The 12,837-nt window shown below is 39.5% G+C and carries 14 protein-coding genes; 9 read left to right on the top strand and 5 right to left on the bottom strand.

Annotation, left to right across the window (positions count from 1 at the left end):
* Positions 1-305: 305 nt before the first annotated feature.
* The 3 genes from C6W21_RS00455 to crcB (C6W21_RS00445) are packed head-to-tail and all read left to right on the top strand — an operon-like array spanning position 306 to position 1,789.
* Complete coding sequence (locus tag C6W21_RS00455) at positions 306-1,022, top strand: glycerophosphodiester phosphodiesterase (protein ID WP_106048887.1); 717 nt, start codon at positions 306-308, stop codon at positions 1,020-1,022.
* A 5-nt stretch (positions 1,023-1,027) separates the two neighbouring features.
* The gene (crcB, locus tag C6W21_RS00450; RefSeq protein ID WP_106048886.1) at positions 1,028-1,423 is read left to right on the top strand and encodes a fluoride efflux transporter CrcB; all 396 of its coding nucleotides are present in this window, start codon (positions 1,028-1,030) and stop codon (positions 1,421-1,423) included.
* A complete protein-coding gene (gene crcB / locus C6W21_RS00445) occupies positions 1,424-1,789 on the top strand; it encodes a fluoride efflux transporter CrcB (protein ID WP_106048885.1) in 366 nt (121 codons plus the stop codon). It begins immediately after the preceding gene.
* Here the strand turns inward: crcB (C6W21_RS00445) and C6W21_RS00440 are convergent.
* Positions 1,786-2,178: a hypothetical protein gene (locus C6W21_RS00440; protein WP_024425732.1), complete on the bottom strand. Its 393-nt coding sequence runs from the start codon at positions 2,176-2,178 to the stop codon at positions 1,786-1,788. The genes crcB (C6W21_RS00445) and C6W21_RS00440 overlap by 4 nt on opposite strands.
* 89 nt (positions 2,179-2,267) lie before the next feature.
* On the bottom strand, positions 2,268-3,650 hold the full coding sequence (locus tag C6W21_RS00435) for a hemolysin family protein (RefSeq protein ID WP_106055860.1): 1,383 nt from the start codon (positions 3,648-3,650) through the stop codon (positions 2,268-2,270).
* A gap of 334 nt (positions 3,651-3,984) precedes the next feature.
* Here C6W21_RS00435 and C6W21_RS00430 point away from each other — a divergent pair, with 334 nt between their 5' ends.
* Entirely contained in the window at positions 3,985-4,425 is a 441-nt protein-coding gene (locus tag C6W21_RS00430; RefSeq protein WP_106048882.1) for a MerR family transcriptional regulator, read from the top strand.
* Positions 4,426-4,483: 58 nt separating this feature from the next.
* Entirely contained in the window at positions 4,484-5,815 is a 1,332-nt protein-coding gene (locus C6W21_RS00425) for a hemolysin family protein (protein ID WP_012009419.1), read from the top strand.
* Between the two features lie 39 nt (positions 5,816-5,854).
* Here the strand turns inward: C6W21_RS00425 and C6W21_RS00420 are convergent, their stop codons facing one another.
* Positions 5,855-6,457 carry a lysophospholipid acyltransferase family protein gene (locus tag C6W21_RS00420; protein ID WP_106048880.1) on the bottom strand — a complete coding sequence of 201 codons (603 nt, stop codon included), beginning with the start codon at positions 6,455-6,457 and terminating at the stop codon, positions 5,855-5,857.
* A 372-nt stretch (positions 6,458-6,829) separates the two neighbouring features.
* On the opposite strand from C6W21_RS00420, the gene C6W21_RS00415 reads away from it, so the two are divergent.
* The 3 genes from C6W21_RS00415 to C6W21_RS00405 are packed head-to-tail and all read left to right on the top strand — an operon-like array spanning position 6,830 to position 8,650.
* Positions 6,830-7,321 (top strand): sigma-70 family RNA polymerase sigma factor, encoded by a 492-nt coding sequence (locus C6W21_RS00415; RefSeq protein WP_003211938.1) that lies wholly within the window; start codon positions 6,830-6,832, stop codon positions 7,319-7,321.
* Entirely contained in the window at positions 7,314-8,372 is a 1,059-nt protein-coding gene (locus tag C6W21_RS00410; RefSeq protein ID WP_106048879.1) for an anti-sigma factor, read from the top strand. Before C6W21_RS00415 ends, C6W21_RS00410 begins: the two co-directional genes overlap by 8 nt.
* Complete coding sequence (locus C6W21_RS00405; RefSeq protein ID WP_034663689.1) at positions 8,360-8,650, top strand: hypothetical protein; 291 nt, start codon at positions 8,360-8,362, stop codon at positions 8,648-8,650. Before C6W21_RS00410 ends, C6W21_RS00405 begins: the two co-directional genes overlap by 13 nt.
* A gap of 150 nt (positions 8,651-8,800) precedes the next feature.
* Here the strand turns inward: C6W21_RS00405 and C6W21_RS00400 are convergent, their stop codons facing one another.
* Entirely contained in the window at positions 8,801-9,634 is an 834-nt protein-coding gene (locus C6W21_RS00400) for a C40 family peptidase (protein WP_106055859.1), read from the bottom strand.
* Positions 9,635-9,986: 352 nt separating this feature from the next.
* Here C6W21_RS00400 and C6W21_RS00395 point away from each other — a divergent pair, with 352 nt between their 5' ends.
* On the top strand, positions 9,987-11,351 hold the full coding sequence (locus C6W21_RS00395) for an alkaline phosphatase (protein WP_106055858.1): 1,365 nt from the start codon (positions 9,987-9,989) through the stop codon (positions 11,349-11,351).
* A 49-nt stretch (positions 11,352-11,400) separates the two neighbouring features.
* Here C6W21_RS00395 and C6W21_RS00390 read toward each other — a convergent pair whose 3' ends face one another.
* Positions 11,401-12,825 (bottom strand): SpoVR family protein, encoded by a 1,425-nt coding sequence (locus C6W21_RS00390; protein WP_411266009.1) that lies wholly within the window; start codon positions 12,823-12,825, stop codon positions 11,401-11,403.
* Between the last annotated feature and the right edge of the window lie 12 nt (positions 12,826-12,837).

Below are 12,837 nucleotides of genomic sequence, written 5' to 3'. Positions count from 1 at the left end.
TCATCTCGCCTCCTTTTCATCATTATAAAACATCAGAATTTTCAGTCAACATGACGAAAGCACTAATATTTTGGCGAACGCTGACGATTTGGACAAATTGATCGAAGAAAAATTGATGTACTTCAGATTTACTCAATCAAGGCTTGGGATATTCCTGCAACTTTTCACATTTGAATCATCATACTTTCTTAGCAATGCGATTCACCATTACATACAGCTCTTCTTCCCTCCATATAGTAAAGAAGGAAAAACGGTAAAGCATTTGATATGATAAGACCAGAACTTATGTCAGGGAGCTGGAGCATGTGTATATTATTGCGCATAGAGGGTCATCAAGCGCTGCCCCAGAAAATACAATTGCCGCGTTTGATTTAGCTGTTCGGCAGGGTGCAGATTATATTGAATTAGATGTACAGCTCACATTGGATCAGCACGTCGTCGTGATCCATGATGATACAGTTGACCGAACGACGAACGGAAACGGCTTAGTCAAAAGCTATACACTTGATCAGCTGAAAAAACTGGACGCAGGCAGCTGGTTTGACCATCAGTACACGAATGAACGAATTCCAACATTACAAGAAGTTCTTGAGAGATACAGCCAGCGGATCGGGATATTGATCGAGATCAAACACCCAAAACGGCAGATAGGAATTGAAAAGGCAGTTGTCGACATCATCAATCGGTTTGCCTATTCTCGTCATATTATGATTCAATCTTTTGATGATCATGCACTTCAAAGGATCAAAGCTTACGCCCCTTCTCTTCGAACAGCTTTTATCATAAAGCCTACTCCATTAAAACTGGCGAAAAGAAAATTAACAGCATACAGCTCGTTTGCCGATTGTCTTAATATGAAGAAAACGATGATCAACAGATGGTGGATAGACCGCATCCACGCATTTGGGATGGATGTGTTTATATGGACTGTGAAAGATCAAAAAACAGCCGATCGGATCAAAAAATATCCCATTGATGGAGTGGTGACGGATCACCCGCCATTTTTTCTAAAGGAGAAATGATGTAAATGAAAGCGTATCTTGCCGTATTTATTGGCGGACTGATTGGAACACTTTGCAGATATGAACTAAGTCAATCCGCTTACAGCCAAACATTTCCATATGCAACACTAATTGAAAACGTGACAGGCAGTCTGCTTCTTGGTTTTTCAACAGGATATTTTATGTTCCAGAAGGAAAAAAAATATCTTGCCGCTTTGATCGGAACAGGATTTTGCGGAGGTTTTACGACAATGTCCACTTTTTCTAAAGAAACGATTCTTTTATTACAGACTGGGCAATTCACCTCAAGTGTAATCTACATCCTGCTATCAGTCATTGCCGGAGTAGCCGCTGCCTTATGTGGACTGATGATGGCTCAGAGGCTTTTTCATCAAAATAAGCAGCAGAGAGGAGGCAGATAAATGATCGTTTTATATACAGCTGTTGCCGGCGGGATTGGCAGCGCCCTTCGTTTTTTCATTAGCCAATCGATACAGAAAACTAAGTCTGATGCTCGTTTCCCGTATAGTATTATTCTCATCAACTTATTAGGTGCTGCCGGTTTAGGTATACTGACAGGTGCCGTGACTGCCAATCATCCATTGCTTGTGATCATTGGAACGGGTTTTTTCGGTGGCTTTACAACATTCTCTACGTTTAGTGTAGAGTCTGCAACCATGCTGCAGCAGCGGCAAATCGGAAAACTTGCTGTCTACTTATCGATGACAATCATCGGGTCTTTCTGTCTCTTTGCTGCGTTCTATCAAATAGGACATCACCTTTTTTAAATATTGGTAATGGCGGCTAAGCTGATGAGCAGTTGATCCATGAGCTGGCGCTTCATTAGAAAGAGTGTTTTTTCACTGTAGCCGATTTCCATCGCACATTTGGCCATCCGCCAATCTCGAAAATATTTGTAATCGATGAGCTGCTGCTCTATTTCATCCAACTCTTTTAGTGCTGTTTCAATACATGCAACGATGAGTTCATACTGATTTTTTTGCTCTTCTAATTTCTTCCGTGTCATGTGATCCAAATGATGCGGACTTCTTTTTTCAAGCTGTCTTTCGATATTTAAAATCGCTGCCTGGTAATTTTTGAAATTCTTCAAATGGAACTCAATTCGTTTCATTGAGGTTTTTTTCTCCGTGATACTTGCTGTTTCATACCAAAGCATGTCCATCCCCCTTTATCGAACGTTTGTTCTTATTATAAACCGAACACACATTCGTAAAAAGAGACTAAATACCTAAAAAAACCTTGAGCTTATTTTTCGCTCAAGGTCATTTCATTTACTAACAGCGGCTCTTTTATATCAAGCCCAGTGCGTGTATTTCCTTTTTCTGATGCTGTGACGCCTTTCTTCAGGTCGATCTTTTTCACATAGCGTCCATCCATCTCCAAGACCTTCATCCGAATATCATCAAGATAAATGGATTGCCCTTCTCGGATATCAATATTCTCTTTTAAGATTAACCCGCCTATTGTATCAATTTCTTCATCATGATATGACATTTCGATCAAATCTTGAACTTCATCTAATCTTACTTTGCCATCTATAACATAATGATGATCGGCTCTTTTTTGAATAACCGGCTGCTCATCTTCATCGAATTCATCTCGAATATCTCCAACAATCTCTTCTAAAATATCTTCTGTTGTGACAAGTCCAGACGTTCCGCCATATTCGTCGGTTAAAATCGCCATATGCATTCTATCGCGCTGCATCTTGACGAGAAGCTCCTGAATAGGAATTGTGTCAATGACCTCAATCACTGGATATATATAATCTTGAATCTTCAGTTGATCTTTTTCTCCTTGATACACAAGATCTGCAAAGAGCTGCTTTTTGTTCAGCATGCCGATAACATGGTCTTTATCACCTGAAAATACGGGAAAGCGTGTATACTTCTCCTGCGTCATGATGGAGAGGATATCATCTAGCGGCATATCTTCTGGAATTGCACAAATTTCTCTCCGCGGTACCATGATCTCTCTAGCAATTCGATTATCAAAGTCGAAGATCTTGTTCATATAATTATATTCTGATGGGTTGATTTCCCCATTTTTTAAGCTCTCAGATAATAAAATCTTTAATTCCTCTTCAGAATGGGAATGTTCTTTTTCAGACCCCATATCGATGCCCATCATTTTGGTTAGAACACGGGCTGACCCGTTTAACACATAAATGAAAGGGAACATCAGGATATAAAATGCATGCAGCGGGCCTGACAGCCAGAGCGTCATTTTTTCCGCCTTTTGAATCGCGAGTGTTTTTGGTGCAAGCTCACCGACGACTACATGCAAAAAGGTAATAATAGAGAACGCAAGTGTTGCTGAGATCAGGCTGATTGCTGAATCAGGAATGTTTGTCAAACCAAAACCTCGAACCAAAAGTTCTTTTACAGCCGGCTTACCAATCCACCCTAAACCAAGGGATGTCACTGTAATACCGAGCTGACAGGCTGACAAATATTCATCTAGCCTTGATGTCACCTTTTTCGCCACAATAGCCTTTTTGGACCCTTCGGCAACAAGCTGATCAATTCTTGAACTTCTCACCTTTACTATGGCAAATTCAGATGCAACAAAGAAAGCTGTTAAAGCAATCAAAACACCGACTATACTCAGATTAACAATATCGTCCATTTAACCTTGCTCTTTCTTAGAAGAACAAGGAGTCACCTCCTGATTGATGATGTTATATTTTGCAAAACGGTTAACTGATTAAATAAGACTACATTGAGGGCCCCACTTAACCACCTCCGGTTCACGTATAAATCCGCTTCTCTACATATATATGAAACGGTATTCATTTTATCTTACCATAAATAATCTGAAAATTCCTGTATCACTTTGTTCAATTTGACAGGACAATCTAGACTGAGAAATCCCTCTCTACTCTTCATACCGGCAGGAAATATGAACAATTAACTTGTATTTCAGGCTAGAATTATATTAAACTATTTTCATAAACTATAACGTGACGGTTAGGAGGAGATGTTCAGATGGGGCTGAGAAAAAGTATCGTATTGGTGAACTAGCACAGATTGCACAGGTGACGAAGCGAACTGTAGATTATTATACAAATCTAGGGTTGCTTGCGCCTGTTAGATCTTGCTCAAATTATCGTTATTACGATGAACATGCTTTAAAACGATTACAATTAATCGTTCTTTGCAAACAGCAGAGATTGGCTCTTTCTGACATCAAATCCAGATTAGATGAACAATTCCCTTCTCAAAAGGAAGATCCTGATGAACTTGTCCATTTAACCTCTGATATCGATCGGATGAATGAGCATATGGACCGCATTTTGGTACGTTGTAAGCAGCTTCAGCCAGAACAACGTGAAAAATTAAAAAAGCAGCTTACACCTGAAAAGATGACGGCTGTCCAATCATTTTTACTGCTGTTAAGTTAAAATTTTTACTAAACAGGAGGTGTTACCTTCGTTCTCAAAGTCAGAACGAAGGCCTTAATTGGACATAGTTAATTTACTTATAGTTGCTTTGCTTATAGCTTTAACCGCATTTTTCGTTGCATCAGAGTTTGCGATCATTCGCTTAAGAAGCTCAAGAATTGATCAGTTAATCGCAGAAGGTAATAAAACAGCAGTTGCTGTCAAGCATGTCACGACTCACCTTGATGAGTATCTGTCGGCCTGTCAGCTCGGTATTACCATTACCGCCCTTGGTATTGGTTGGTTAGGGGAAGAAACAATTGCGCACATGCTTGCTCCACTATTTGTAGAGCTGTCCATTCCTCAATCAGCTAGTTCTATTGTCACTTTTATTATTGCGTTTAGTATTATGACGTTTTTACACGTTGTGGTTGGAGAACTTGCACCAAAAACACTCGCCATTCAAAAGGCGGAGCAAGTATCTCTTCTTTTTGCTAGACCGCTCATGATTTTTTACAAAGTGATGTTCCCGTTTATCTGGGTATTAAATGGATCTGCTCGTTTGTTAACAAAAGCGTTCGGTCTTCAGCAAGTTTCTGAGCATGACATGGCGCACTCTGAAGAAGAATTGCGGATTATTTTATCAGAGAGCTATAAAAGCGGCGAAATTAACCAGTCTGAATTCAAATATGTAAATAAAATTTTTGAATTTGATGACCGTCTGGCGAAAGAAATTATGATTCCTCGTACCGAAGTTGTCAGCTTCCCTCATGATATTACCATTGAGGAAATGCTGAAGGTGACCAAGGTAGAGAAATATACACGTTATCCAATTGAAGATGGCGATAAAGATAATATGATTGGTGTTCTGAACATTAAAGAGGTTCTCACTGCCTGCATTAGCGGTGAGTGTTCTACAAGTGATACGATCGAAAAGTTTGTCAATCCGATTATTCATGTGATTGAAACAGTTCCTGTACATGATTTATTGCTCAAAATGCAGCGCGAACGTGTACACATGGCGATTTTATCAGATGAATACGGCGGTACAGCAGGTCTTGTGACTGTAGAAGACATCCTTGAAGAAATCGTTGGTGAAATTCGTGATGAATTCGATATTGATGAAATCAACGAAGTGCGTAAACTTGGAGAAGACCATTACATCTTTGATGGAAAGGTTCTAGTTGACCAAGTCAACCTGCTCTTAGGTACACAGCTTGATAACGAAGAGGTCGATACGATCGGCGGCTGGTTCCTTACTCAGAAATATGAAGTTGAGAAAAATGACACCATTCGTGAACAAGGCTATGAATTTATCATTAATGAAGTCGATGGGCACCATGTGGTATATATCGAAGTCAAAAAGTTAAATGAACAATTAGCAGAAGCCGCTGAAGAAGGCGCTTCTTAAGAAAAAAACGACCCTTGCCAAAGCAAGCGGTCGTTTTTCTTATGCCTTTTCCATTAATTGAGCTTCAAGTTCTTTAATTCTCGTGTTTAATACTTCCGTCATGGCACCTAATCGTTCTTTTGGCGGTAGATGCTCAAATTCTGACTGCTCAATCGGTTCACCGATAATTAAGCGCATTTTCCCCTTTTTGAAAAGACTTTTCGCATTGGACGGCCCTTTGTACGCCGCTGGAACGATTGGCGCTTTACCGAGCTGCGCAATGGTGACCGCACCTCTTTTTAAAGGGACATCCTCTGTTGTACGTGTTCCGCTTGGAAAAATCCCGACGATCTTTCCCTCTTTTAATAATTTAATGGGCGTTTTAATACTGCTTGGCCCAGGATTCTCTCGATCAACTGGAAAGGCATGAATCTTCTTTAAAAATCCACCGATCCATTTATTTGCAAACAATTCTTTTTTCGCCATGTAGTGGATCTCAAACGGAAGAATCCCTGCGCCTAATGCAAGAACATCCACAAAACCCTCATGTGTACATGCAATGACAAACCCCCGATCCGTTGGCAGATTCTCTTTTTGATATACTTTGATTCCACCTCGGAGAGAAAATAATACTTTGATGGTATAGCCTGAAAATTTATACATAGTGCACTTCCTTTGTTTGAAGAATGAAGGATTTGTTTCTATTATAACAAATTTTTTATTACCTGGTACTAAAAATTTCTTGAATCAGCCAAACCATCACATCATTTTTCGATCAGAATCATTGTTCTTTCTGTATTCAGGTCCATGGTTTTAGGAGAGAATAGAAGAGGAATTGTGTCCAATTTTGTCGTTTTTTAAGGGTTTTTCCTGATTTGTTCTATTGAAAATGCTTTATAAATGGCGCAAATTTCGCTATGATAAGGAGAAATGATTTTGATTCGGCGAAAGAGATGAGTAATGTACGGTATTGAGAAGTTTCGTGCAACTTTATGCCTTTCTTATGCGTGTATAACATAGAGGGGAGAAAAATCAGTGACGATCGATGAAATTTATCAAATGTATATGAACGATGTTTACAGGTTTCTGCTCTCCATGACAAAAGACAAACATTTGGCAGAAGACTTATTGCAGGAAACCTTTATGCGTGCTTATATACATATTCATTCCTACGACCATAGCAAAGTGAAACCTTGGTTATTTCAGGTGGCACGAAATGCTTTTATTGATTATGTCAGGAAACATAAAAAAGAAGTGACCATATCGGATGACCTTATTGGCGGCCTTTTACAAACGTCTGTACAAAGCCCTGCTGAACAGGTTGAAATAAAAGAAGTCCTCAACATGTATTTGGAGCAGCTTCCAGATAACTACAAGGAAGCGTTGACATTGTATTATTTAAAAGAACTGAATTACAAGGAAGCATCCAAGGTCATGAATATTACTGAAGCAAATTTTAAAAGTGTTTTATTTCGTGCAAGGCAGCGCCTAAAAGCACTTTACAACAGAGGTGTTAATGATGAATGAAGAGTTTAACAAGCGATGGGAACAATATAATAATGGTGAGATGAACGAGGAAGAAATGATGGCGTTTGAAGAAGAGCTTGAAGAAAACGAAAAACGCTTAAGTCAGGAACTGAACGACTCGGATTGGACAGATTTTTCCATCAGTCCTGAAAAGCAAAAAGCCATCTTACAATACGGAAAAAGAAAGTCTTATTTACGTATTTCCGTGCTTGCTGTCATATCGACACTCATTATTTTACCGCTTTGTACATTAGGAAGTTATCTATACTACGGTGTTGGCGGGGCAGAGAGCAAAGGGAATCACTTCATGGAAACAGCCGCTGTAACAATCGCTTTGACGAAACCAAACGTGGCGATTGATATGAAGGATTTAAAAGGCCAGGTCAAGCTTTTTGGGATGAACACCGAATTGAAGCTGCAAAAACAAATTGGCAATAAAACAGAAGCCATTGGCAGTGAACAAATCGAGATGTTTTTCGATAAACTAAAGCAGCCTACCATCTCGTATTATGGTGACAGCGCACGCGATACGGAGGATTTCTTTACCCATCCTTCTACGCAGGCAGATGCATCAAAAAAACAAACACTCACCACTTTAGACAAGCTCCCTGAAGGAACAGTCAGTGAAGTATATGTATCCTATGACAAAGCTTATACACCAAAGGACGTTTATTCCTTTGCTAAAAAATATGATATGAAAGTGCTCTGGAATGCGATTAAAACAGAGGATTCATTAAGCGGAAATCAGCGGCCAATCGGCTTCCCTGGGAAAGACTCTGAATTCTTAAAAGAGCTTCAGCACACATCAAAAACAGAGGTAGATCAATTTAAAGATGCCCTTGCTTATGTCAATCAGCACCCAACCTGGGCAAAAACGATCTCTGGCAGACCTGAACTGGATCTGTCGAACCGAATACGCTATATCAACCAAAATGGTGTCACGATTTATGGATCTGTGATCACAGGTCCTTCGAAAGAAATCGAGAAATTTGCGAAGACAAAACGCATTAAAACGGCAAAAGTGAGCGAGGTGGAATTATGGAATTGGTAAGAATTTTTAAAGAGCATAATGTATTTGGCTGGATTTCCGTCGGTACAGCGATATTATCCCTGCTCATGCTAAACCTCGCCATCATTAGCAACGTGACATTTTATTCTTTTCAGATGCTTCCTTTTGCAATGGCCGCAGTTCCATTTGGCATTATTGAACTGTTCATTAAAAAAGGCCGTACGGGCCCTGGGTTCCTCGGTGTCGTACTGAATATCTTTGTCATTGTTTGTGTCTATACCATCGTATCGATCGATGTCGATCTTCAATTAGGTTTTTAAGCCGTTCTCAAAATATAAAGCCAGTGTTACTTGACTAACGCCAAGCAGCACTGGCTTTTTTGTATATCGATTTATTTTCTAAAATGTATACCCAATGGTAAGTCTAAAATAAAAAAAGAGACTGCTTCATAAACAGTCTCTTTGAATAAATTAGTTCACAAATGTTTTCGCTCCAAGGTAAATCGGCTTCCAGTAGCTTGAATTCATATTGCTGATCGTCACACCATCAGAAGCAGCATGAATAAACTTGTTGTTCCCAATGTAGACGCCCATGTGAGATGGACCCGATTTATATGTTGTAAAGAACACAAAATCGCCAACCTTTGGTGTTGATACGCTTTTCATTGATCCCCAGAAACCTTCAGTTGTTTGTCTTGAAATCTTTTTTTGTTTGTTAATGATATACCACATAAATCCGCTGCAATCAAAGCCCTTTGGTGTCGTTCCACCCCATCTATATGGTGTGCCATTGTGCGCTTTAGCATCCGATACAAGCTTAGACGTGTTTAAAGAAGAAGCAGAAACTGTTTTTTCTTTAACAGGTGTTGTCTTCACTTTTTTAGACGTCTTTTTGACCTTTAGCTTTTGTCCAATTTTGATAAGGTTTGTTTTGAGTTTATTTAACGATTTCAGCTCTTTTACAGTCATACCGTACTTTTTGCCAATTTTAGATAATGTATCACCTTTAACAACTTTATGAGTCGCTGTCGCTGAAGCCGCTTTTACTTTTGTTGTTGTTTTTGATGTTTTCGTTGTTTTTTTTGAGGAAGTACCATTTACTTTTAAAGTTTGTCCAACATAAATCGTGTTAGATTTCAGCTTATTGTCTGATTTAATCTTGCTCACGCTTGTTTTGTATTTTTTCGCTAGAACAGAAAGAGAGTCACCTTTTTGAACTTTTACTGATTGTGCTGAGGCAGCTCCGGCAAATAATGTCGTCCCAAGTAAAACTGCACTTGCAACTGTGATCAATTGTTTTTTCATTTGTTCCTCCTGTATGTATCTATCGTGATCCGAATTTTATCTACTTACTATTATAAGGATCAAATACCAGAAGAAATAGTCTTGACTTCCTGCGACATTATGCTTATTAATTCGGGCAAAATTTATTTTTTTTAGGGTTCTTTATATTTCATTTTTATTACACAATCATGACAAATAAACGTATCTTGTCATGGATAAATGATACATTCATTTCTCTTTTTGGTCCATTCTATGTAAAGTGGACCTTTACAATTTTAAAGTGAACTTTACGATCCTGTAAATGGGAATCCACAATTCTGCTCTACCATTGTAAACGTAAGAGCGATACATAAACAATGAGGAGGCAAAATGAATGAGTGTGTTGAAAAGCTCGAAAATGAAAATAGCTGCAGTGGCGGCAGCATCTGTGCTATCGATTGGCATTTTTTCAGGGATAGAATTTGGACAGGCTGACAAAGCAGAGGCTAAAAAGAAGTCAAAAAATGACGTGCAAAATGTGATCGTGCTGATCGGGGATGGCATGGGAACACCGTATCTTTCAACTTACCGTTCATTTAAACACAACGGAGACCTTTCAAAGCAAACAGCGTTTGACCCTTACCTCACTGGCATGCACAAAACATACCCTAACGACTCTAAAAGCAATATCACCGATTCTGCAGCAGCTGGTACAGCTATGGCAACTGGTAAAAAGACATACAACAATGCGATCGGTGTAAATAAAAACGGCAAAAAATTAAAAACAGTTCTAGAAGAAGCAAAACGGAAGGGGAAATCTACGGGTCTTGTCGTGACATCTGAATTAACAAATGCCACCCCTGCTGCGTATGCGTCTCACGATGTATCGAGAAAAAATACAGCCGCCATTGCTGATGATTTCTTTGATGAAAAAATCGAAAAACAGCATACAGTCGATGTCATGCTTGGCGGAGGTCTTGTCGATTTTGTCCGGAAGGATCGTGATTTGACGAAGGAATTCAAGCAGGCCGGATATGATTATGTCACCAATAAAGATGCCTTACAAAAAAACAAAAATCAAAAGGTGCTAGGCATTTTTGCCGATGGCGGTCTTGATAAAGCGATTGATCGTGATAAAAAGACACCTTCCCTGCAAGACATGACGTCCTCAGCCATTAAACAGCTATCTAAAAACAAAAAAGGGTTTTTCCTTATGGTCGAAGGCAGTCAAATTGACTGGGCTGGACATGATCATGATATTGTCAGTGCAATGAGCGAAATGAAGGATTTTGAAAAAGCATTTGAAGAAGCCATTCGTTTTGCAAAAAAGGATAAAAATACGTTAATCATCACGACTGCCGATCATTCAACTGGCGGACTCTCCTTTGGGGCAGACGGCTCGGGCAGCTGGGATTACAAACCGGTAAAAGCAGCGAAAAAGACCCCTGATTTTATCGCAAACAAAATCGTCAGTGGCATGACTGTTGAATCAGCGCTAAAACAATACATTGATCTTGAATTCACAAAAGAAGAAATGGCCTCCATTCAAAAGGCCGCTGAAACAAAGGATGCTGTTAAAATTGATGATGCGATTGAAGAAGTGATCAACATGAGATCACATACAGGCTGGACAACATCAGGTCATACGGGTGATGAAGTTCCATTCTTTGCATATGGCCCAACAAGCCAAAAGCTAAAAGGTCTGATGGAAAACACCGATCAAGCAAAGCACATTTTCAAGCTGCTGAAAAACCAATAAAACCGACAAAAAAGATGTCTGCTAAGAGACATCTTTTTTTGATCTTATTTTATGCGAGATATTTCCTATGAACCCCTTTTCCATCATACGAAAACATGACTTCTTTTCCTTCAAGTACTGATTCGATATGCACACTTCTTCCCCATAGCTGATGCAAATACGGGAGTACTTTTTCTAAGTATTTCAGATCTAGTTCAATGCCTTCATACCAATGTTTAATATAGAGTTCATTGTTTTTTAAATAGTCGCCATCCATCACGGTCAAATAAGGAAAGCCGCCATTGACCCTCATGCTGACTAGCTGATCACGAACAGCCTTCCATTCTTTATCGATGACTTTATAGTCTCTCCCTTGTTTTTGAAATAAGTACAAATCTTCTCTCATCACAAGGTCTTTCGTTAAGTAATTTCGAATAAAGGAAATATCCGATTCAATTTCCCTGACTTCAAACATTTTGCTGCGGCCTGATCCTTCTGTCACCCCTGCTTTTTTTAATTCTTCACATGGGTTGTCATAGCGCTCTTCGATATCTTCAAAAATCTTCAGACCTAAATAGTAAGGATTGATGCCTGTTTTTGATGGCTGCACCACACCTGCATTTAATTTGGCAAACTCAATCGATTCACTTGAATCTAAATCAAGCTCACGCATAATCCGCTGATGCCAATACGATGCCCAGCCTTCATTCATAATCTTTGTTTCCAGCTGCGGCCAAAAATAGAGCATTTCCTCCCTCAGCATGGTGAGAACGTCCCGCTGCCACGGCTCTAGCTCCCGAGAATGCGCCTCAATAAAGAGTAAAATATCCTTTTCCGGCTTTGGCGGAAATTGCTTGACGATTTTCTTTTTCTCACGCGTCTTCGGCTCATCCATTCCCCACAAATCATCATACGGCGTCTGAGGCTTTGGTTTATCATCTTCATATTCTTCTTCATCGTCCATATTCCAGCTTAGTTTTGAACGAACAAGAGACGGATCAATATGCTCCTGGAGAGCCAATACGGCGTCTAAAAAGGATTCGACTTCTTTTGTTCCATGAAGATGCTCATATTCTTTGATCCGCTCTGCCGCTGCTGACATGCTTTCTACCATGTCTCGTTTTGTGTTTTGGAAACGACAATTATTTTTGAAGAAATCACAGTGTGCCAGTACATGAGCCACAATTAATTTATTTTGAACAAGCGTGTTGTTATCAAGTAGAAAGGCGTAGCAAGGATTTGAATTGATGACCAGCTCATAAATTTTGCTTAATCCTAAATCATAATGAAGCTTCATTTTATGAAATTGCTTCCCAAAGCTCCAGTGGCTGAATCGCGTTGGCATTCCGTATGCACCGAACGTATAAATAATTTCCGCGGGACAGATTTCATACCTCATCGGATAAAAATCTAGACCAAATCCTTCTGCAATTTCTGTAATTTCATCAATGGCTCTTTGTAAAAGACGTTTTTCAGATACGCTCAAGGAAACCATCCCTCCTCATCG

Source organism: Bacillus sp. NMCN1 (genome assembly GCF_002998085.1).
GTDB lineage: Bacteria > Bacillota > Bacilli > Bacillales > Bacillaceae > Bacillus.
Note: the sequence above shows the minus strand (reverse complement) of the source record. Positions and strands in the feature narration are given on the sequence as shown.